Source organism: Ruoffia tabacinasalis (assembly GCF_042652985.1).
In the GTDB taxonomy this organism is placed as follows: domain Bacteria; phylum Bacillota; class Bacilli; order Lactobacillales; family Aerococcaceae; genus Ruoffia; species Ruoffia tabacinasalis.
Genome location: NZ_JBHSHQ010000041.1, coordinates 24059 through 46654 on the forward strand (window position 1 = coordinate 24059; position 22596 = coordinate 46654).

Annotated in this window: 22 protein-coding genes; 18 read left to right on the forward strand and 4 right to left on the reverse strand. The window is 36.3% G+C overall.

The features are described 5' to 3' along the window. The first annotated feature begins 47 nt into the window (after positions 1 to 47). From ACFO5Y_RS06950 to ftsY, 6 genes are all read left to right on the forward strand, one after another. Positions 48 to 1829 carry an oligopeptide ABC transporter substrate-binding protein gene (locus ACFO5Y_RS06950; RefSeq protein ID WP_197104858.1) on the forward strand — a complete coding sequence of 594 codons (1782 nt, stop codon included), beginning with the start codon at positions 48 to 50 and terminating at the stop codon, positions 1827 to 1829. A gap of 344 nt (positions 1830 to 2173) precedes the next feature. Then, the gene (locus ACFO5Y_RS06955) at positions 2174 to 3955 is read left to right on the forward strand and encodes an oligopeptide ABC transporter substrate-binding protein (RefSeq protein ID WP_197104857.1); all 1782 of its coding nucleotides are present in this window, start codon (positions 2174 to 2176) and stop codon (positions 3953 to 3955) included. 156 nt (positions 3956 to 4111) lie between these two features. Further along, positions 4112 to 4810, forward strand: a complete 699-nt coding sequence (gene rnc / locus ACFO5Y_RS06960; RefSeq protein ID WP_197104856.1) for a ribonuclease III — start codon at positions 4112 to 4114, stop codon at positions 4808 to 4810. After that, a complete protein-coding gene (smc, locus tag ACFO5Y_RS06965; protein ID WP_197104855.1) occupies positions 4810 to 8373 on the forward strand; it encodes a chromosome segregation protein SMC in 3564 nt (1187 codons plus the stop codon). The genes rnc and smc overlap by 1 nt, the downstream gene beginning before the upstream one ends. Positions 8374 to 8384: 11 nt before the next feature. After that, positions 8385 to 9185, forward strand: a complete 801-nt coding sequence (locus tag ACFO5Y_RS06970; RefSeq protein ID WP_197104854.1) for a Cof-type HAD-IIB family hydrolase — start codon at positions 8385 to 8387, stop codon at positions 9183 to 9185. Between the two features lie 38 nt (positions 9186 to 9223). Further along, on the forward strand, positions 9224 to 10249 hold the full coding sequence (gene ftsY / locus ACFO5Y_RS06975) for a signal recognition particle-docking protein FtsY (RefSeq protein ID WP_197104853.1): 1026 nt from the start codon (positions 9224 to 9226) through the stop codon (positions 10247 to 10249). Positions 10250 to 10308: 59 nt separating this feature from the next. Here the strand turns inward: ftsY and ACFO5Y_RS06980 are convergent, their stop codons facing one another. Genes ACFO5Y_RS06980 through ACFO5Y_RS06995 form a run of 4 tightly spaced genes read right to left on the reverse strand, consistent with a single transcriptional unit; the run spans position 10309 to position 13786 of the window. Continuing rightward, positions 10309 to 11172: a metal ABC transporter permease gene (locus ACFO5Y_RS06980; protein ID WP_231606920.1), complete on the reverse strand. Its 864-nt coding sequence runs from the start codon at positions 11170 to 11172 to the stop codon at positions 10309 to 10311. After that, complete coding sequence (locus tag ACFO5Y_RS06985; RefSeq protein WP_197104852.1) at positions 11169 to 12050, reverse strand: metal ABC transporter permease; 882 nt, start codon at positions 12048 to 12050, stop codon at positions 11169 to 11171. The genes ACFO5Y_RS06980 and ACFO5Y_RS06985 overlap by 4 nt, the downstream gene beginning before the upstream one ends. Next, the gene (locus ACFO5Y_RS06990; RefSeq protein ID WP_197104851.1) at positions 12043 to 12828 is read right to left on the reverse strand and encodes a metal ABC transporter ATP-binding protein; all 786 of its coding nucleotides are present in this window, start codon (positions 12826 to 12828) and stop codon (positions 12043 to 12045) included. The genes ACFO5Y_RS06985 and ACFO5Y_RS06990 overlap by 8 nt, the downstream gene beginning before the upstream one ends. 25 nt (positions 12829 to 12853) lie before the next feature. After that, complete coding sequence (locus ACFO5Y_RS06995) at positions 12854 to 13786, reverse strand: metal ABC transporter solute-binding protein, Zn/Mn family (protein ID WP_197104850.1); 933 nt, start codon at positions 13784 to 13786, stop codon at positions 12854 to 12856. A 159-nt stretch (positions 13787 to 13945) separates the two neighbouring features. Here ACFO5Y_RS06995 and ACFO5Y_RS07000 point away from each other — a divergent pair, with 159 nt between their 5' ends. The 12 genes from ACFO5Y_RS07000 to rplS all read left to right on the forward strand — a co-directional run bounded on the left by ACFO5Y_RS07000 (position 13946) and on the right by rplS (position 22397). Next, the gene (locus ACFO5Y_RS07000) at positions 13946 to 14311 is read left to right on the forward strand and encodes a metal-dependent transcriptional regulator (RefSeq protein WP_197104849.1); all 366 of its coding nucleotides are present in this window, start codon (positions 13946 to 13948) and stop codon (positions 14309 to 14311) included. 9 nt (positions 14312 to 14320) lie between these two features. Then, a complete protein-coding gene (gene ylxM, locus ACFO5Y_RS07005) occupies positions 14321 to 14644 on the forward strand; it encodes a YlxM family DNA-binding protein (RefSeq protein WP_197104848.1) in 324 nt (107 codons plus the stop codon). 19 nt (positions 14645 to 14663) lie between these two features. Further along, positions 14664 to 16151, forward strand: coding sequence for a signal recognition particle protein (ffh, locus tag ACFO5Y_RS07010; protein WP_197104847.1), 1488 nt, complete (start codon positions 14664 to 14666; stop codon positions 16149 to 16151). A gap of 203 nt (positions 16152 to 16354) precedes the next feature. Next, on the forward strand, positions 16355 to 16627 hold the full coding sequence (rpsP, locus tag ACFO5Y_RS07015) for a 30S ribosomal protein S16 (protein WP_138405513.1): 273 nt from the start codon (positions 16355 to 16357) through the stop codon (positions 16625 to 16627). 43 nt (positions 16628 to 16670) lie between these two features. Beyond that, entirely contained in the window at positions 16671 to 16922 is a 252-nt protein-coding gene (locus ACFO5Y_RS07020) for a KH domain-containing protein (RefSeq protein WP_171031390.1), read from the forward strand. 137 nt (positions 16923 to 17059) lie between these two features. Next, the gene (gene rimM, locus ACFO5Y_RS07025) at positions 17060 to 17587 is read left to right on the forward strand and encodes a ribosome maturation factor RimM (protein ID WP_197104846.1); all 528 of its coding nucleotides are present in this window, start codon (positions 17060 to 17062) and stop codon (positions 17585 to 17587) included. Beyond that, positions 17577 to 18296 carry a tRNA (guanosine(37)-N1)-methyltransferase TrmD gene (trmD, locus tag ACFO5Y_RS07030; RefSeq protein WP_197104879.1) on the forward strand — a complete coding sequence of 240 codons (720 nt, stop codon included), beginning with the start codon at positions 17577 to 17579 and terminating at the stop codon, positions 18294 to 18296. Before rimM ends, trmD begins: the two co-directional genes overlap by 11 nt. 149 nt (positions 18297 to 18445) lie before the next feature. After that, positions 18446 to 19681, forward strand: coding sequence for an ABC transporter ATP-binding protein (locus tag ACFO5Y_RS07035; protein ID WP_197104845.1), 1236 nt, complete (start codon positions 18446 to 18448; stop codon positions 19679 to 19681). Beyond that, positions 19678 to 20310 carry an ABC transporter permease gene (locus tag ACFO5Y_RS07040; protein WP_197104844.1) on the forward strand — a complete coding sequence of 211 codons (633 nt, stop codon included), beginning with the start codon at positions 19678 to 19680 and terminating at the stop codon, positions 20308 to 20310. Before ACFO5Y_RS07035 ends, ACFO5Y_RS07040 begins: the two co-directional genes overlap by 4 nt. Before the next feature lie 11 nt (positions 20311 to 20321). Further along, on the forward strand, positions 20322 to 21251 hold the full coding sequence (locus ACFO5Y_RS07045) for an osmoprotectant ABC transporter substrate-binding protein (protein ID WP_197104843.1): 930 nt from the start codon (positions 20322 to 20324) through the stop codon (positions 21249 to 21251). Further along, a complete protein-coding gene (locus tag ACFO5Y_RS07050) occupies positions 21251 to 21904 on the forward strand; it encodes an ABC transporter permease (protein WP_269434932.1) in 654 nt (217 codons plus the stop codon). Before ACFO5Y_RS07045 ends, ACFO5Y_RS07050 begins: the two co-directional genes overlap by 1 nt. A 139-nt stretch (positions 21905 to 22043) precedes the next feature. Next, positions 22044 to 22397, forward strand: coding sequence for a 50S ribosomal protein L19 (rplS, locus tag ACFO5Y_RS07055; protein WP_138405506.1), 354 nt, complete (start codon positions 22044 to 22046; stop codon positions 22395 to 22397). Positions 22398 to 22596 lie beyond the last annotated feature (199 nt).

A 22596-nucleotide genomic window follows, 5' to 3' on the forward strand; every position in this document is an offset into this window, starting at 1 on the left:
TTTTATTTATTCTAATGCTAGGGAAATTATTTCATAGGAGGATTTTAATGAAAAAATCGTTTAAAAAATATGTTTCGCTAACAACTTTAGCTATGACATTTGCTTCGACTTTAGTAGGGCCTACGACGCAGTTAGTCTCAGCTCAAGAAGAAGGAGAAGATGGGGTATTAGAGTTTGAAACTTTAGTACAAAATGAAGGTGAACCTATCGAAGGTGGTACTTTAAATTACGCTTTAGTATCAGATAGTACATTTTCTGGAGTTCTTAACAACATGTTATATACTGGTCAACCAGATGGTGAAATTATTAGTTTCTTTAATCCAGGACTATATGGATATGATGAGAACTTCACGATTGATAATTCAGGATTTGCTGATATCGAAATGGATCCAGAGAACAGCCAAGTAACGATTACTATTCCAGAAGGACATACATGGCATGATGGTGAAGAAATTACAATTGATGATGTAATCTTCCCATACTATGTTATTGGTAATCCTGATTATACTGGAATTCGTTACGGATCAGATTTCCAAAACGTTGCTGGTATGGAAGAGTACCACAATGGAGATGCTGAAGAAATTTCAGGTCTTGAGCGAGTGGATGATTACACGTTAACAGTAACGTATAATACATTCAATAACTCAATGCTTCAAGCTGGTGGTGGTGTTTCTAGTTACATCGAACCAGAACATCTACTAGGTGAAGTACCAGTGGCTGAATTCGAAGATAGCGAATATGTTCGTACAAACCCAGTTGGTTTCGGACCATTTAAAGTAGAATCGATCACACCAGGTGAAGCGGTGACTTTAACTGCATTTGACGAGTATTATGATGGACGTCCTAACATCGATGAAATGATTATCGAAGTAGTAAATCCTTCTACAATCGTATCTGAATTAAAAGCTGGAAACTATGATATTGCTTCATTACCAGCAGACCAATATGAAACATATTCTGATGCAACGAACTTTACTCCTGTTGGATTCTTAGAGAACGCCATTACTTATATCGGGTTCAAACAAGGGACATGGGATGAAGAGAACGGTGAAGTTGTACCTGATCCAGAACGTGTCACATCAAATAAAGCATTACGTCAAGCAATGGCTTATGCGATTGATAATAACGCAATTGCAACTCAATTCTATTATGGATTACGCCAAAATGCTAATTCACACATTACACCAAACTTTACAGAGTATCATAATGCTGAACAAGAGGGATATACATTTGATCCAGAACGTTCTCAACAATTACTTGCTGATGCAGGATTTGTAGATAATGATGGTGATGGCTTTGTTGAAGATCCTAATGGAGAACCATTTACATTAGGTTTTGCTTCAATGTCAGGTGGAGAAACGGCTGAACCAATTGCTCAATATTATATCCAATCTTGGCAACAAGTAGGTATTAATGTTGAACTCGTTGATGGACAATTAATGGAATTTAACTCATTCTATGAACGTCTTGAATCAGATGATCCAGCGATCGATGTATTCCAAGCTGCCTTTGGCGTTGGGGGAGATCCAAACCCAACTGGTTTATATGGACGTTCAGCTGCATTTAACTACACACGTTGGGCAACAGAAGAACATGATGAATTATTAGCTGCGATTGAATCAGAGGAATCATTTGACGAAGAATTCCGTCAACAAGCATTCTATGACTGGCAAACATACATGATTGAAGAAGTTCCAACGATACCAACATTATTCCGTTACACATTAACAGCTGTTAATAACCGTGTAAGCCAATGGGATACTGAAATTGGTTCAGACTTAAAATGGTCAGATATCTACTTACTATCTGAAGAACCAACTGCTGAATAAGCTAAAAATTTAATAACGTACTGGAAAGCACCCGACTGGGTGCTTTTTTTGTCCTAATATAATAATGATAAAATAAGCTTTAACATTAATTTGTCATCATCAAATTATTAGTTTTAGAAAATTATACTTATTTACAAGAGTTTATGAAGCGGTATCATACAATTCAAATGACAATTTATCATAATGTTCAAATTTCACATACCGTGTTAAATCAGTGATATAAAGGGTTTAAGATGACTCGAATTCATTAGATTAAAATAAAATTAAAATTATCCTTGATATTCTAATTGTAAACAGTTATTATATTATATATAAATAAGAACTACTAATTGGAGGTTAGGTTTATGAAAAAATCATTTAAAAAGTCATTTGCACTAGCAACAACGGCGCTTACTTTATCAACTGTATTTGCAGCTCCAGCTGCTAACCTAGTTCACGCACAAGAAGAAGGCGAAGGAGATGTTTTAGATTTCTCTCCTACTGCTGAAAACGAAGGCGAACCCATCGAAGGTGGAACTTTACGTTACGCCTTAGTATCTGATACAACATTCTCAGGAGTATTAAACAATATGTTGTATACTGGACAACCAGACTCATCAATTATTAGTTTTATTAACCCTGGTTTATATGGATACGATGAAAACTTTGCAATTGATAACTCAGGTTTCGCTGATGTAGAGTTTGATCAAGAAAACAAACAAGTGACAATTACAATTCCAGAAGGAACAACTTGGCATGATGGCGAAGAAGTTACAATTGATGATGTTATCTTCCCTTATTATGTTATCGGTGACCCAGAATATACGGGTATCCGTTATGGAACTGACTTCCAAAACGTTGTAGGTATGGAAGAATATCACAACGGAGATGCTGAAGAAATTTCAGGATTAGAGCGTGTGGATGACTACACATTAACAGTTACATATCACAACTTTAATAACTCATTATTACAAGCTGGTGGGGGTATTTCTAGTTATATCGAACCTGAACACTTATTAGGTGAAGTTCCAGTAGCTGAATTAGAAGATAGTGAATATGTACGTACGAATCCTGTTGGATTTGGTCCATTCCAAATCGAATCGATTACACCAGGTGAGTCTGTTACATTCTCTGCTTTTGATGATTACTATGATGGTCGTCCTAACATTGATGAAGTTGTTCTTGAAGTTGTTAACCCAACAACAATTGTTTCAGAATTAAAAGCTGGAAACTATGATATTGCGTCATTACCAGCAGACCAATATGATACATATTCAGATGCAACTAACTTCCAAAGTGTAGGATTCTTAGAGAATGCATATACTTATATCGGATTCAAACACGGAACTTGGGATGCTGAAGCAGGGGAAGTAGTAACTGATCCAGAGCGTGTAACAACGAATAAAGCGTTACGTCAAGCGATGGCTTACGCAATCGATAATGATGCAATCGCTAATAACTTCTATTATGGTTTACGTCAAAATGCTAATACGTTAATTACACCAAACTTTACTGATTACCATAATGCAGACCAAGAAGGATATACTTACGATCCAGAACAAGCAGCTCAAATCTTAGCTGATGCTGGTTTCGTAGATAACGATGGAGACGGCTTTGTTGAAGATCCAGATGGTGAAGCATTCACATTAGGTTTCGCTTCTATGTCAGGTGGAGAAACAGCAGAACCAATTGCACAATACTACATCCAAGCATGGGGTGAAGTAGGAATCAATGTTGAATTAGTTGATGGTCAATTAATGGAATTCAACTCATTCTACGAGCGTCTTGAAGCAGATGACCCAGCGATCGATGTATACCAAGGAGCTTGGGGAACTGGTGGAGATCCAAACCCAACTGGATTATATGGTCGTACAGCTGCATTCAACTATACTCGTTGGGCAACTGAAGAGAACGATGAATTACTAGCTGCAATTGAATCAGATGATTCATTCGACGAAGAATTCCGTCAACAAGCGTTCTATGACTGGCAAGCATATGCAATGGAAGAATTACCAGCAATCCCTACATTATTCCGTTATACATTAACAGCGGTTAATAACCGTGTAAGTAATTGGGATACTTCAATTGGATCAGATTTAAAATGGTCTGAAATCTACTTGTTAGCTGAAGAGCCAGTTGCTGAATAATTATTAAGCCAATAAATTTAATTCCTTTCTGATTAGAACCTCTTCGGAGGTTCTTTTTTACGTCTATGATGGTATACACTAAGCTTTCATGATAGAATAAGTGTTGCATTGTAAGCTACCAACATTGGTAGAAAGAGAGTAAAGTAGGAGGATGCTATGAGTTTATTAATAAAACATTTAGAAAATATATTAGGCATAGACATAGAAGATGAAGCGTTATTTAAACGTGCTTTTATGCATAAATCTTATGTCAATGAACAAAAACATAACTTGTTAGAGTCGAATGAACGCTTAGAATTTCTTGGCGATGCGGTGTTAGAAATTATTGTGAGTGATTACTTATATAACTTTTATCCAGAAGAACCCGAAGGAACATTGTCTAGGACTCGTGCGCAATTAGTTCGCGAACCAAGTTTAGCCCTGTTAGCAAGAAAGAACGACTTTCATGAGTACATTCAACTAGGTAAAGGCGAGTCTGCAAGTGGTGGTAATAATCGAGATTCAATCTTAGCGGATTGTTTTGAGGCCTTTCTAGGTGCAACGTATTTGGAACAAGGTATAGACGTTGTAACTAACTTTTTAAACAAGCAATTGTTATTAAATCACCAAGATATACTTAAACAAGTGAATTTAGATTACAAGACACTTTTCCAAGAAAAAGCTCAAACACATGGAACAGTCTTAATTGAATACCGCTTAATTTCTAAAAAAGGACCCGATCATAATCAAATATTTGAGATGGGCTTATTTGTAGATGACAAATTAATTAGCCGAGGCAAAGGGAACAGTAAAAAACAAGCTGAAATTCAAGCAGCGAAAATTGCTTACCTACATATAATTGGAGAGGTTTCATAATGTATCTTAGTAGAGTAGAGATGACAGGCTTTAAGTCATTCGCTGACAAAACAGTTATTGAATTTAATGAAGGAATGACCGCTGTCGTAGGTCCTAACGGAAGTGGTAAAAGTAATCTTTCGGAAGCGATTAGATGGGTATTAGGCGAGCAATCAGCTAAAAGTTTACGTGGGAATCGAATGGAAGATGTTATCTTTAATGGAACACAAGCGCGTAAGCCAGTGAATATTGCAAAAGTGACTTTAGTTTTAAACAACGAGGATCGATATTTGGATTATGATTTTAGTGAAATCAGTATTACTCGCAGTTATAATCGAAATGGTGATAGTCAATACTTAATAAACAATGAGCAAGTTAGATTAAGAGACATTGTGGATTTACTTCTAGACTCAGGCTTAGGAAAGAATAGTTTTTCAATTATTTCCCAAGGACAAGTTGAGCAAATATTTTTAAGTAAACCGGAAGAGCGTCGGACGATATTTGAAGAGGCAGCAGGTGTTCAAAAGTACCAATATCGTAAGACTGAAGCTGAGAGACGCTTAGATAAATCGAGTGATAACTTAAGCCGGGTTAAAGACATTATTCATGAACTCGAATTACAATTGAATCCTTTAAGAAAACAAAGAGAGACGGCGCTTCTTTATACGAGTAAGAAAGAAGAATTAAAAGAGCTAGAAGTTTCTCTATACACCCAACAAATCGAAGATTATCAAACAGGGTGGGAAGAACTTGAGGAACAATTAAAGAATATCGATGTAACCCTAAATAATTTAATCACCCAAAATGAAACACTTAGTAACGAGATTGATGCATCTAAAAACAAACAAAATCAATTAATCAATGCGATTGATCAAAATTCAGATACATATCAAAAGTTAACGTCTCAAATTGAAAAATTAAGAGCGCAACAACAGATGATTGAAAAAGATATTCATTATAGTGAAACAGAACAAGCAGATAAAGCCAATATTTATGAAGAACAAGTGGCTGAAAAGACGAGACTTGACCAAGACATCACGGAATATACAAAGCAATTACAAACCTTTGATACTGATTTGAAAGCATTAATGACAGAACTAAAAGAAGTCAATAAAGATATCCAAATATCTCAAGGATTGAATGCGAATCAACAAGACGAATTACGTAATGAGATGTTGGAGTATTATCAATTAGAAGCCAAGTCAAACAATGAAATTCAACAGCAGAAAGCAATCTTAGAAAGACAAAGAGCACGTAAAGACCAAGCTGTGGAGAAAATGAACAGTACTCGTAAAGAACTTACAAAGCTTGAAGTAGAAGCCAAAGAAGCTGAAGAAGAACTAGAGGCATTCACAGGTAGCCAAAGTGAACAAAGAACTTTATTACAAGAATTAAGTGAGAATAATGAAAAATTATCAAATCAACGGGATGAGTTAAGACAATTGCTCTTTAACCAAGAAAGACAAACTCAAACCATTGAAACACGATTAAATTCACTGAAACAAATGCATGATAATTATACGGGTTACTATGCAGGTGTGCGTGCGGTTATGCAACAAGCACAACGTTTAAACGGAATCGAGGGAACGGTTGCTGATTTATTAAATGTTAAAGAAACGTATCAACTAGCCATCGATACAGCTTTAGGTGGATCAATGCAACACATTGTTGTAGCCAATGACCAAGCGGCACGTGAAGCGGTTAATTACTTAAAGCAACAAAGAGCAGGACGAGCAACTTTCTTACCACGGCCCAACATTAAACCACGTCAAATTCAAAGTTTCAAACTTTTTCAAGCGCAAGAAATGCAAGGTTTTATCGCCGTTGCCTCAGAATTAGTCAGTTATGATGCGCAAAACGAGAATATTGTCCAGAACATATTAGGAAATACAATTGTTGCTCAAACTTTAGTAGATGCGCAAAGTATTGCGAGAGCTTTAGGGCATTCAGTAAAGATCGTAACACTCGAAGGAGACGTGTTAATGCCAGGTGGATCACTCACCGGGGGTCAACAAAAGCAAAGACAACAATCGATGCTCTCACGCCAAAATGAAATAAAACAAGCAAGCGAAGCCTATGAGACATATAGAGAACAGCTTAAGAATATTGAACAAGATTGGGAGAAAGTATCATCTGAATTAGCACATAATGACCAACAACTGAAAGAACAGCGCCAACAAGTGAACCAAACAGAAGGCATCTATCAGCGTTTATTCCAAACGAGTCAAAACGCTAAACAAGCATACAAACAAGCAAATAATCAAATGATTATATTAAAAGACTCCATTCGTGAATTCGATGAAGAGCTTGATGAAGCGAGAAATACAATCGAACAAGCGGAACAAAATCTTGTGAAAGCAAAATCTTCAATTGAAGAATTAAATCGGATATTAGAACAACATAACCTGGATGAAGACGCCCGTCAGAAGAAATTAGCTGAGTTAGAAGAACTTAGACAGGATAAATCAACGCAAAAAGCGGTTATGGATGTTGAGATTAAGCAATTAAAACAAACTTTATCAGATTTAAAGAATCAATATGAGGTAGTTAATAATTGGATTACAAATTATGAGTCGAGTAAGACATTTGGTCTGTCGTCGATTGAGGAGCTCCAAGAAAAACTGGAAGAAACTTTAGACGACATTGCTAAATTAGAAAAAGAAAGCGAAAGTCTACAAAAACAAATTCAAGTCGACCGTCAAAATCGTCAAGAATTAAGTGAAACGATTAATGAAAAAGAAAGTTTACTCAATAAATCTCAAGCAGAGAGTCAACGTAGTTTCCAAACACAAGCAAAACTACAAGCTCAGATTGAAAAAAATCAAGCCTTAATTGATAACCATTTAAATCATTTAAATCAGGAATATCAACTGACCTTCGAGATGGCTAAGAAAATCGCCAAACCGATTGAATCATCAGCTGAAATCAATAAAGTAGTTAAAGAATTACGTCAGTTCATTAATAATTTAGGACCGATTAATCTCCAAGCAATTGAAGACTATGATGAGTTAAATGAACGTTATGAATTATTAGTGGAACAAGAAGAAGATTTATTAACAGCTATGGGGCAATTGAAAGATACGATGGATGAGATGGATGTTGAAGTCACTCGACGTTTTAGTGCAACATTCAAACTCATTAATGAGAAATTTCAACAAACTTTCCGAAGATTATTTGGTGGAGGTGAAGCCTCACTTGAGTTGACGAACCCTAAAGATGTCCTAACAACCGGTGTAGACATCGTTGCTCAACCACCCGGCAAGAAAAAGCAAAATCTCGCCTTATTGTCTGGTGGGGAGCGTGCTTTAACAGCCATCGCCTTGTTATTCGCTATTCTAGAAGTAAAACCTGTTCCATTTGTTATATTGGATGAGGTAGAGGCAGCTTTAGATGATGCGAATGTATACCGTTACGGTGAATATATTAAAGAATTCAGAGAACAAACTCAATTCATCGTCATTACACATAGAAAAGGAACGATGGAAAGTGCTGATCGACTATACGGTGTCACGATGGAACGATCAGGTATTTCGAAATTAGCCTCAGTAAAATTAAGTGAAGCGGAAGAAGCTTTATCAGAATAAAGGAGTTATCAATGATAAAATTAATTGCTATAGATTTAGATGGAACGTTACTTAGAACAGATAAATCTCTTTCAGAAGAGAATATCAATGCTATTCATTACGCCCAGTCAAAAGATATTAAAGTCGTTTTATGTACGGGAAGACCGTACTTAGCGATGAAAGACTTTGCTGAAAATATTGGTTTCGATGGCAACGATGAGTATTTAGTCGTATTTAATGGAAGCCAAGTGATTAAAGCGAACACTGAAGAAGTTGTCGTCAATGATGTTGTTGAAACGAATGATTTAGAACGTTGGTATGAAGAAACCGAACGATTAAATTTACCATTAAATCCCATTGATTCTGAATGGGTATATGATCCAATAGCTTATCCTGATGGAAAAGAATCGACTTATACAACACCCGCACCAAGAAAAACTGTTAATTATCATGACTTTGAAGCGGATCATACATTTAACAAGTTCGTCATTTGTACAGTTGAAGATTATTTAAATGAACAACTTCCTAAAATCAATAAAGAATTATTGGAAGAATATCAAACGGTCTTATCACATCCTTATCAATTAGAAATTGGTAAGATCAATGTTAATAAAGGGAATGCGTTAAAAAAATTAGGTAAACAATTAAATATCAAACCGGAAGAAATGATGACCATTGGTGACCAAAATAATGATCAGACGATGATTGATATGGCAGGTTACGGTGTTGCGATGGGCAATGCAGTTCAAGAGATTAAAGACAGTGCTTCATATATCACAGATACAAATGATAATGACGGTGTAGCAAAAGCAATCTATCATTTTATTAAGTAATAGAAGTGTTATAATATAAGCAAATAAGGAGTGAGATTATGGGTATTTTTGATCGTATAAAACGTGCTTTTACCGGTGAAGACCAGGTTGTTAAAGAAGAACTGAAAGAAAAAGACACCGAGATTGTTTTTGATAAGTATGACAAGGGTATGGAAAAGACACGTAAAAACTTTTCCGAAAGAATTGCGGACTTGTTTACAAGTTTCAGAGAAATTGATGAGGATTTCTATGAAGATTTAGAAGAAGCCTTTATTGGTGCAGATGTTGGTTTCAATATGACGATTGCCTTAACGGATGCTATTCGTGATGCGATTGAAGAAGAGAATGTGAGTCGTCCTGAGGATGTTAAGCGCGTTGTTCTAGAACAAATGGTGAACATTTATGAGAAGAATGAAACGGGAACGGTCGCAATTAAAGCAAATCCTGATGGGCCCACTGTCATTCTATTTGTAGGAGTAAATGGTGTTGGTAAGACAACTTCTGTAGGTAAAATTGGTTATAACTTAAAACAAGAAGGCAAAAAAGTTATTATGGCCGCTGGAGATACTTTCCGTGCGGGTGCCATTGAACAGTTAAATGTGTGGGGAGAGCGATTAGATATTCCAGTCGTGACTGGAAAAGCCAATAGCGATCCAGCTTCAGTCGTGTTTGATGCAGTGAAACGAGCGAATGAAGAGAATTACGATTACTTACTCGTAGATACTGCCGGAAGATTACAAACTAAAGCGAACTTAATGGAAGAGTTAGCCAAAATGAAACGAATCATTGAACGTGAGAATCCAAATGGTGTTCAAGAAGTGTTCTTAGTATTGGATGCGACGACAGGTCAAAATGCGCTCATTCAAGCGAAACAATTTAATGAAGCAACCGAAATTACCGGCTTAGTTTTAACGAAATTAGATGGAACGGCAAAAGGTGGGGTTGTTCTTTCGATTCGTTATGATTTAGATATCCCGGTTAAATATATTGGATTAGGTGAGCAAGCCACTGACTTACAACAATTTGATCCTGAACAATATATGTATAATTTAGTTCGTGATGTGATTGAAGATAAGCAAGCTTAATAAAATATCCGTAAGGTCAAAAATCGACTTCACGGATATTTTTGTTTTCTATTATATAGTTATTTAAGTGCCAATTTCTGCTGTCTGAGTTTAGGAAGAATAATATTTGTTCCTAAAAACACGAGTAAAAAGACTACAAAGCCTGTGACAGCAACCATGCTTGATATCGAAGTATCGAGATAAATCCCAATATAATAACCAAGAACGGAATTAAGTATAGCAATAAAAGCTGAACCGATTAATAAAGTGCTAAATTTATTCGTAAAACATCTAGCAGTCATCCCAGGCGCTGCCATTAAGGCAATGACTAGAATAGACCCAACACTTTCAAAGGAAGTGACTGCCGTCAGAGAAACTAAAGACATCAATACTAAGTCGAGTGCAGCAACGTTGATTCCAATAGTTCGAGCAAAAGTTTCATCAAACAAACGAACTTTCAATGGATTGTAGAATACAAAGATAAAAGCTAGATTAATGAATAAAATAATCAAACCAATAAAGAATGCCTGTGGCAGTTGAAATGAGAATATTTCAACTTGGCGTAATGGTGCTAGTTCGACTTGACCTAAAAGGACCATATCAATGTCTAAATGCACATTTGTATAATATTTGGAGATGATAATAACGGCAATTGAGAATAGTAAGGGGAACACCAAACCAATCGCTGCGTCGTTTTGCATTCGACCGGTCTTTGTCAATAAGTCAATTAAGATAACAGTAATGACACCGAACAAGGTTGCACCGATAATTAAATAGGGCGAAGATAAATCTTCAGTAAAATAAAAAGCAATCACAATCCCTAATAAAATGGTATGAGAAATGGCGTCGGCTACCATTAAACTCGAACGCATCAACAATAGAGAACCCAATAGACTACAAGCTAAAGCAACAACAATTAAAATTAATAAAATTTGAATCATCATGACACTACACCTCTTTTACGTAAAACATAAGAGCCTAGCAAGCCTTTAGGCCCGATGAAGACAGATACTAAAGCGATACCTGACAATACAACTACAATGGTTGGTCCTGTCGCCAAATCAGAAATATTTGTACTAAGTAAAGTCCCCATAAAACCAGCAAATAAGCCAAAAAAGCCTGATAAAAAGATAGTTTTAGGATAGTTATTTGTCCATTGCATTGCCCCAACGACGGGAGCGACTAACATGCTACTAATTAACTTTGTCCCAACAGCTTGTAAACCAATGACAATGGCTAATAAACTTAACGTTAATAAGATATAATTGATAAATTTCGTATTAATGCCAATGGTTTCAGCAAAAGTTTTATCGAACAAATATATTTTAATCTTTGGATAATAAAGCCAAAATATAAGGGCGATGATAACAGCAACAATCAAAATAACATTCACATCAAATTGCGTTAAAAAAGCGGCTTGTCCCATAATATAATTATCCAAACCAGAGAAATTCACTGATTGGAATTTGGGATTCGTTTGTACAATTCGGTAAAGCATTAAACCTAAGCTGAAAAAGGACGAAAGTACAAGTGCCAGGACACTTTCATAAGCAAAATGGCTATATTTGTGAATCCAGTTAATTAGAACAAAGGCTATATAACCAACAACAATGGCACCTAACAGTAACACGAGAGAATTTCTCGTTTGAAATAACATAAAAGCAATAATTACTCCAGGGTATACTGAATGCCCAATCGCATCACCCAATTGACTTTGGCCTTCTAAGACAATCGTAGTACCGATAATACCTGATGCGAAGCCGAGTGCCATGGTTCCAAGTGCGACAACCCAGAAGAAATAATCAAAAGAGATATCAAACATGTTGATCAGCTCCTAGAATATGTAAGCCCGCTTGATTTGAACTCGGTTCAACATTATTTTGCTGAGACTGATTTAAATAAGCTTTATCAATATTTTCTCGCGTAAATACATCTACCGTTGGACCTGTTGCGATAACCTCTTTATTGAGGAACAACACATAATCAAAATTATCAGGCACTGAATTTAAGTCATGGTGAACAGTCAAACTAGTCTTTCCTGCGTCCTGAAATTCTTTTAATTGCGCCATAATAATGGCTTCAGATTTCATGTCGACACCAGCAAGCGGCTCATCAAAAAAATACAAATCAGCGTCTTGTGCAATGGCACGTGCAATAAAGACTCTTTGTTTTTGACCTCCAGATAATTGACTGATTTGACGATTCGAAAGATCAGTGAGTTCCATTGCTTCGAGTGCTTGAGAAACAACATTTTTTTGCTCTTCACTCACAGATTGAAAGCCCCAACGATTTGAGCTCACTCCCATCGTCACAACGTCTTTGACAGTTGTTGGGAAATGCCAGTTAACTTCTGAAGTCTGGGGGACATAAGCGATTTTAGAGCGTGCTTGTTTCAATGTAAGGTCATTGAAAAAGCTTAGCTTATGTTGTTTAGCGGGTATTAAATTAAGAATGGCCTTTATAAAAGTTGATTTACCAGCACCATTCGGGCCGATGATAGCCATGCGAACATTTTCCGGAACTTGTAATGTAATATTGTTTAGGGCAAGAGTTTGTTGATATCTCACCGATAAGTTTTCGATCGTAATAATTGAATTCATATGAATCACTCCTTTTAAATTATAATTAACGAATTAAATGATCAACGATTAATGACACATTATGTTTATACATCTCAATGTAATTATCGTTCGACTGACCAGTTGCAGCTAAAGAGTCTGAGAACAATTCTTGACCTTCACCACCCACAACGACAACCTCTGCATCCTGTTGGTTGACTCCTTCTTGAAGCTTTTCCATCGCTTGCGGGTTAGACGTTGTATCTAAGAATATGGCTGGCACATCGTTGTCGACAATAAACTTAACCGTTTTAATGATTGCGTCATTAGAGACTTCAGATTCAGTACTGATTCCTTGAGGAGCATATACTGTGAAGTCATAAGCCTGGGCAAAGTATGCAAAGGCATCGTGTGGAGTCACAAGAATCCGTTGTTCCACAGGTAATTCTGCAACTTTTTCATGGATCCATTGATTTAAAGCCTCTAATTCTTCTATATATCTTTCTGTATTTTCATTTACTAATTCTTTATACTCAGGGTAAATTTCAACTAAAGCTTGTTGAGTTGTTAGAACAGATTGTTTATATAAATCTATATCGAACCAATAATGCGGATCGACTTCTTGAGAATCCTCAGAAATTGAGATTAGCTGGTCATTATTAAACTCCGCTGTCACAGAACTTGTATGTGGCAGTGCATCTAAAACTTCTGCCATCTGTGCCTCAAAATGCAAACCATGAAATAACACGAGGTCAGATTCAGTAATGTCTTTTAAATTTCTAGCCGTTGCTGTATACGTATGCGGGTCACCACCAGCAGGGACAATTGAAACAACCTCAAACGTTTCTGGGGCGAGTTGTTCTACAATATCAACTAAAAAAGTCGTTGTGACTGTAATTTTTTCTTTATCTGCTTGAGCATGACCGATGGGCGTTACATAAGTGAATAACAAAATGATGCCCATAAATAGAGTCATGATGTATTTAATATATTTTTTCATTTCAAACCTCCAAACACTAATTTTTAGGCGCACCTAAATGTTAATTGAATTATAATGTTAGGCGCACCTAAAGTCAACCGAAAAGTTTAAATAAATTTGAGGCTAAAGGGAAAACATGGTAAAATTAGGATTGGCAAAAAAATCATTGGGGTGATGTCAATGTCACAGAGTCGCGAGGACTATGTAAAGTTTATATATGAACATGCAGGAGATGAATCCATCTCTAATAAAACAATAGCTGAGGGATTAGAGGTTTCTCCAGCCTCCGTGAGTGAAATGATTAATAAATTGGCTAAAGAAGGCCTAGTAATTAACGAACGCTACCGCGGTAGTGCATTAACACCAAAAGGTCATCTAATGGCTCAAGAAATGGTGAGAAAACACGAAATATGGGAATATTTCTTACAAAATAGGTTAGGATACACGAAAGAAGAAGTACACGAATTTGCTGAAGTATTGGAGCATGTAACACCCAAGGATTTAGCGGATCGATTAGCTATTTATATTGAGTATCCTGAAGAATAGGTGAATAGAATGTCGTTAGAAAAAACGATTTATATTGGTCAATTGTTCTCATTTTATAAAGCTCTGTTGACAGAGAAACAACAAGATATGTTGTCATTTTATTATGAAGAAGACTTATCTTTAAGTGAAATCGCCGAACATTTCGATATTAGTCGTCAAGGCGTTCATGATAATATTAAGCGTGGAGAGAAATCCTTGCTAGAATATGAAAAAACACTCCGTTTAAATGAGAAACGTGAAGAACGTATGCAATTATTAAATACATTGAGTGAGTTATTAACAGACAAAGAAGCTCATTCAGTCATAGAAAAATTAATTCAAATAGAAGATTAAGAAATAGAGGGGTAATAATATGGCTTTTGAAGGACTTTCAGAGCGCCTACAAGGTGCGATTAGCCAGGTTAGTTCGGGAGGGACAATCACCGAAGCCGACCTGAAACAAATGATGCGTGAGATAAGACTTGCTTTACTTGAGGCCGATGTTAACTTTCAAGTAGTAAAAACATTCGTTAAGAGTGTGAATGAAAGAGCATTAGGTTCCGATGTATTAAAATCATTATCTCCAGCGCAACAAGTGTTAAAAATTGTTGATGAAGAATTAACAGCCTTAATGGGTGGGGAACTCGTTCCATTAAACTTCTCAGCGCAACCACCAACAGTTATTATGATGGCTGGTTTACAAGGTGCTGGTAAGACGACAACGGTAGGTAAATTAGCTAAATATATTTCTGAAAAAGAAAATAAAAAGCGCCCATTATTAGTTGCTGCCGACGTTTACCGTCCAGCAGCGATTGAACAATTACAAACCATTGGTCAACAATTAGGTTTTGATGTTTATAGTGAAGGAACAGATGCGGATCCAGTAAGAATTGCTGAAGCAGCATTAAACCAAGCAAGACTACAAGGGAACGAAGTCGTTATCATTGATACGGCGGGTCGTTTACACGTCAACGAAGAATTAATGGCTGAATTACGTAATATTAAAGCAGTCGCAAATCCGCAAGAGATTTTACTAACTGTTGATGCTATGACCGGACAAGATGCGGTAAACGTTGCGCAATCTTTCAATGAGTCACTTGATATAACAGGGGTTGTAATTACAAAACTCGATGGTGATACTCGTGGTGGAGCGGCACTATCGATTCGTTCAATTACCGATAAACCTATTAAATTTACAGGTCAAGGTGAGAAATTAGACGCCTTAGAACCATTCTATCCAGACCGTATGTCGAGTCGTATCCTAGGTATGGGGGATATGATGACGCTGATTGAGAAAGCACAACAAGATTTTGATGAAGACGAAGCTCAGAAAATGGCTGACAAAATCAAAGATGCTTCCTTTGACTTTAATGATTTCATTGCTCAAATGGATCAAGTAAACAAAATGGGTTCAATCAAAGATATCATCAAGATGATTCCAGGTTTGAATAAATTACCAGGTGTAGAAGACTTCGATGTATCTGAAAAAGATATGGCGCGTGTCAAAGCCATTGTGATGTCAATGACACCTCAAGAGCGTACAAATCCAGATATTATCTCACAAAGTCGACGTAAAAGAATTGCTGCCGGTGCGGGGCAAGAGCTTCAAGCCGTGAACCAATTAATTAAGCAATTCAACCAAACACGTCAAATGATGAGTTCAGCTTCGAATGGTAAGATGGGTAATATGAAGAAAATGATGAATCAGATGAAACAAAATGGTGGTGGAGGCATGCCAAATATGCCAGGAATGCCACAAATGAACGATTCTGACTTTATGTCACCTGAACAAAAAGAGAAACAACAAAAAGAAAAAGAATTACAACGTCGCTTGAAAAAAATGAAGAAAAAACGTCGTTAATTTCTAAATAAAGCAAAAGTTCACTTAAAGATAGTGAACTTTTGCTTTTTTATTTAAATTTAAAACCTTGATATAAAAACATTTATAGCTGATAAGCAAAAATTAATAAAAAAAATTCAACCTGTAAAGGAAAAACACTTTACAGGGGTGATATTATCTGATAATATACTTAACTGTGAGATTAATTAATGGAGGTGACTTACATGGCAGTTAAAATTCGTATGAAACGTATGGGTTCTAAAAGAAACCCATTCTACCGTATTGTAGTAGCGGACGCACGTGCTCCACGTGATGGACGTATTATTGAACAAATTGGAACTTATAATCCAGTTCAAGAACCAAAACAATTAGAAATCAACGAAGAGTTAGCGTTAAAATGGTTAAGTGATGGTGCTCAACCATCTGACACTGTTCGCAACTTATTATCTACTCAAGGAATCATGCAAAAATTCCACGAGTCAAAACAAGCTAAATAAGGCATGTTTGATAAGTTTAGTATCACAATAAAGGATGATAAAAATGCCAGATATTGAAGCTTTGATAAAAACAATTGTTGAACCACTTATTGACAATCCTAATGAATTTTCTGTCGATATTGTTGAAACAGAAGATTTTATAGAGTATCATCTTAATTTACATCCGGATGATATCGGACGTGTCATTGGCAGAAAAGGGCGTGTTGTGAGAGCAATACGTACAATCATTTATAGCATTCGTCAACGCGGTTCTAAAAGAGCTCGCATTGTCATTGCTGACGGTGATAGCGAATAAGTTTTAAAGTGCTAAGTAGAGACAAATTCATTTGTTTCTACTTAGCACTTTTTGTTTGGTGAAAATTTATATATAATAAAAGTAGTAAGGTAGCTTTAAGAGCAAAGTATATAATGTAGTGTGAAAGGAAATAAACTATGGAATATTTTCGTATAGGAAGAATTGTAAATACATTTGGCATTCGAGGAGAAATTAAAGTGATTGCGGATACTGATTTTCCGGAAGAACGATTTGCTGCTGGCGAGGTTTTAACGATTTTAGATAATGATCGTCCCGTTCAAAAAGTAACAGTCAAAAATGCTAAGTTAAGTAAAGGGACTTATATTGTAAGTTTCGAAGAGTTTAATAATATTAATGATGTCGAAAAATTCAAGACGATGTGGTTAGCCATTGACCAAGACCAACAACAAGAGTTGGATGATCATGAGTTTTACTTTCATGAAATTATTGGTTTAAAAGTAATCACAACTGAAAAAGAAGAATTAGGTGTGATTAAAGACATCTTAAGTTTAGGTTCGAATGACGTTTGGGTAATTAAACAAAATAAACCAAAACTGTCTGATGCTTTAATTCCTTTTATCGAAGATGTTGTAAAGGAAGTTAATGTTGATGAAGGTTTCGTTGTAATTGAATTGATGGAAGGGTTAATTGACGATGAGAATTGATGTATTAACTTTATTTCCCGAAATGTTTGCTCCAATGGAACACTCAATAATGAAACAAGCTCAAGAGGAAGGTGTCTTATCATTTGAGACCCACAATTTCCGACGTAACCCGGTCAATAAGCATGGTCATGTTGATGATTATCCTTATGGTGGGGGAGCAGGTATGCTATTGCGGGTGGAACCCATTGTAGATACATTAGAGGAACTGGAGATGACTGAGAAGTCTCGGGTTATTTTAATGGATCCGGCTGGGAAACCTTTTAGCCAAGATTTAGCACAAGAGTGGTCGCAAGAAGAACATTTAGTATTTATTTGTGGACACTATGAAGGCTTTGATCACCGAATTCGTGATTATATTACGGATGAAGTGTCCATCGGAGATTATGTATTAACGAATGGTGAACTGCCTACAATGGTTATGATAGATTCAACTGTTCGCCTCATTCCAGAAGTGGTTGGAAATGCACATTCAATTGTGGAAGAGTCTCATCAGAGAAATCTATTAGAGCATCCACAATACACAAGACCGAGAGAATTTAGAGGGAAAAGTGTCCCAGACGTGCTATTTAGCGGGCATCATAGTAATATTGAATTATGGCAACATAAAGAAGCGATTAGAAGAACTTTTAATAACCGACCAGATTTATTAGAAAAAGCTGAATTAACTGACAAAGAGCGTGAATGGGTTAAAGAATTTGAGAGTGAGTAGGTTTTAATTTACTCAAAAAAATAATCTTAGTATTTAATGAGAGACATTGACAAACGCGACAAATCAATCGAATTAAACTATATTTCTTGATATTTTTTATAATAATGGTATTGTGAAAATTGCGAAAAAACGAGGAGGAGAATAAAGTTGTGATTGAATTCAAAAACGTATCAAAACGTTACGCTAGTGACGTATTAGCTGTTGATGATTTTAACTTAAAGATTGAAGATGGAGAGTTTATTTGTTTCATAGGTACATCAGGATCGGGTAAAACAACTTCGATGCGAATGATTAACCGTATGATTGAACCTTCAGATGGTGAAATTTTAATCGATGGTGAGAATATTATGGATATGAACCCAGTTAAATTAAGAAGACAAATTGGGTATGTTATTCAAAACATTGGTCTAATGCCACATATGACGGTTAAAGATAATATTTTAATGGTACCAAAATTGTTAAAATGGGATCAAGCTAAACTTGATGAAACAGCAAAACGCATGATTAAACTAGCTGAATTACCAGAAGAGTTTCTAGATCGTTATCCATCAGAACTATCTGGAGGTCAACAACAACGTATTGGGGTTGTCAGAGCACTAGCTGCAGAACAAGATATCATTTTAATGGATGAGCCATTTGGAGCGCTTGACCCATTAACGAGAGATACACTGCAAGTTATGGTTAAAGAATTGCAAGAAGAATTAGGAAAGACCTTTGTCTTTGTAACGCATGATATGGACGAAGCGCTGAAGTTAGCGACTCGTATTGTTATTATGAGTAAAGGTGAAATAGTGCAAGTCGGAACGCCAGATGAGATTTTAAGTAATCCAGCGAATGAGTTCGTTGCTCAATTTATTGGTCAAGACCGCTTAATTCAAGCTCAACAAGATACAACTAAAGTTGGCGAGATTATGAGTAAGCGCCACGTTGCAATGATTGAAGATAAGTCACTGATGGATGCTTTAGAATTAATGAAAGAGCAATCCGTGGATACACTTCTAATTACTGATGAGAATAACGTGTTAAAAGGTTTTGTTGATATCCATATGATCCAAAGACATTTTAATACAGCAATTAACTTAGCGGATATTACGAGTTCAGATATGTTCTCACTTAGAGAAGATGCTTTAGTACGTGAATCCGTTGATTTAATCTTAAAACGAGGATACTCATATGTGCCAATTGTGAATGAGGTAGGTCACCTTAAAGGAATTGTTACACGAGCTACTTTCGTTAACATTATTTATGATGCGATTTGGGGAGAGTACGAATCACTTTCTGATGTAGCACCTGAGAATGCTATTGAAAAAGATGATGATATCGAAGGAGACGGTATTGTTATTCCGCCAGCTTTCAATGAAGAAGATGGTGAACGTGTGCTATGATAACATTTTTACAAGAAAATGGGAGTCAGTTAGTCACGCTTATGTTTGAACATTTGTATATTTCTTTTATTTCTTTATTACTAGGGATCATTGTGGCTGTACCTTTAGGTATCTTAATTACTCGAACACCTAAAGCAGCGAACTTCATCATTGGTGTTGCAAGTATCTTTCAAACGGTGCCGACATTAGCACTGCTTGCTCTGATGATTCCACTCATTGGGATTGGGCGTTTTCCAGCAATTATCGCCCTGTTTATCTATTCATTGTTACCAATATTACGTAATACGTATATTGGAATGAATGATGTAAGTCCAACAGCCAAAGATGCGGCTAAAGGAATGGGAATGACTGCTTTTCAATCAATTATGAAGGTTGAGTTACCCTTAGCAATGCCTGTGATAATGGCTGGTATTCGCTTATCAGCCGTATATGTTATTGCTTGGACATCTTTAGCATCTTATATTGGTGCAGGTGGTTTAGGGGACTTTATCTTAAGTGGTATTTCTCTGTATCAATCAGATTTAATCTTTGCTGGAACAATCCCTGTGACAATTATGGCACTTTTAGCAGATTATCTTCTCGGTAAAGTAGAAGTTTACTTTACACCTGAAGTATCTGCAGCCAAGTAGGGGGGATTCATATGATAAAGAATAGAATACATAAAGTGATTGTATTAGCTCTATCAGTCTTTTTCCTTGCGGGATGTGCTTTGCCAGGTCTTGGTGGAGGAATTGGTGGAGAAACAATCAGAGTAGCGGGATTGAATTCAACGGAAGGTCAAATTATTTCTTCAATGGTCCAACAATTAATTGAAGAAGAAACAGATTATAGTGTTGAGTTAATTAGTAATTTAGGTACCGGTATTGTAGGACATCAAGCTTTAGTAAATGGGGACGCTGATATACTATCACCAACGTATACTGGGACAGATATTGTAGCTATTTTCGATGAAACAGCATCTTATGATGCGGATACTACGATGGCTTACTTACAAGAAAGATTCGCGGAAGATTTTGAACATAAATATTATGACACCATGGGCTTTGAAAATACATATGCTTTTATGGTAACAGAAGAATTAGCTGAGAGCGAAGGGTTAGAAACAGTGAGTGATCTGGAAGAACTTTCAGGTGAACTAAGAGCTGGTTTTGACCAAACTTGGCTAATTCGTGAAGGTGACGGGTACCCAGCTTTCCAAGAGGCATATGGCTTCTCTTTTGGTGAGACATTCCCAATGCAAATTGGATTGGTATATGATGCTGTATCTTCGGGTGACATGGACGTTGTCTTAGGTTACTCGACGGACGGGCGTGTTTTAAGTAATAACTTAGTTGTATTAGAAGATGATCTAGGTTTCTTCCCGCCTTATGAGGGATCAGTTCGCTCGACCTTTGAGATCTTAGAAGAGTATCCTGATTTGGATCCACTCCTACAAAGACTCGTTGGTAAGATAGATACAGAATTGATGCAACAATTAAACTTTGAAGCAGATGATAATCTTCTTGAGCCATCAGTTGTTGCACAACAGTTTTTAGAAGAGAATAATTACTTTAGAGAGGAGCAGCCATAATGGATAGTATGAATTTATTTGAACAGTTTATCTACTATTTCTCGATGAACGGATCATATGTACTTGGACAATTTTGGCGTCATTTCTTAATCTCTATTTATGGAGTAATATTCGCTTCAATTGTTGGAATTCCGATTGGAATTTGGATTGCACACAATAGAAAGATGAGTACGTGGGTTATTGGTGTGGCGAATGTATTACAAACCATTCCGTCACTAGCAATGATGTCAATTATAATGTTAGCGGTTGGTTTAGGAGTAAACACAGTTATTGTAACGATCTTCCTATATTCACTACTTCCAATTATCAAGAATACGTATACAGGTATGATTACACTGGATGCAGATGTTCTAGATGCAGCGAAGGGTATTGGAATGACAAGATGGCAACGTCTTAAAGATGTTGAATTACCACTTTCTATGTCAGTTATTATGGCCGGTATTCGTAACGCTCTTGTAGTGGGAATTGGTATTACAGCGATTGGTGCTTTCATTGGTGCCGGTGGTTTAGGTGATATTATTATTCGCGGGACTAATGCAACTGACGGTGGAGCCATCATTCTTGCTGGAGCAATCCCAACGGCATTAATGGCTATATTAACTGACGTCATTCTTGGTTGGATTGAACGTCGTTTCTATAATCGTGTCGGATAAATAAAAAAAGTAAAAAAATCCCTTTACAAGCTTCTTATTTTAGGTATAATGTTACAAGTGGCCATTGGGCCCCGAATTAACTATAATCCGCTAAGTAGAATGACTATTTAAGATTATTTGTTGGAAGGAGAAAGATAAAATGAGTATTAATCCAATTATTGCAAAAATTACTTCAGCTCAATTACGTAACGACATTCCTGATTTCCGTCCTGGAGATACAGTACGTGTTCATGCGTTAATCGTTGAGGGAGAACGTGAACGTGTTCAACTTTTTGAAGGATTAGTTATTAAACGTCGTGGACAAGGCATCTCTGAAACTTACACAGTTCGTAAGATTTCTAACGGTGTTGGTGTTGAACGTACATTCCCTGTACATACACCTCGCGTACAAAAAATCGAAGTACTACGTCAAGGTAAAGTACGTCGTGCTAAATTATACTATATCCGTAAATTATCTGGTAAAGCAGCTCGTATTCAAGAGCGCGTTAGATAACATTTCTGCTAAGAATGGCTTTAATAAGCTTTTCTTAGCTTTTTTATTTGTTCATTTTTGTTCTGTATTTCATTAAAATTGTACTTAAGAGGTAGAAACATTATTTTAAAAAGAAAAGAGCCCTCGAAGGATAAAGTCCATATAATTGTGTAAAAGATAAAAGGCCATGTAACAGCCCTTTTGCGGTACAATGTTTTTA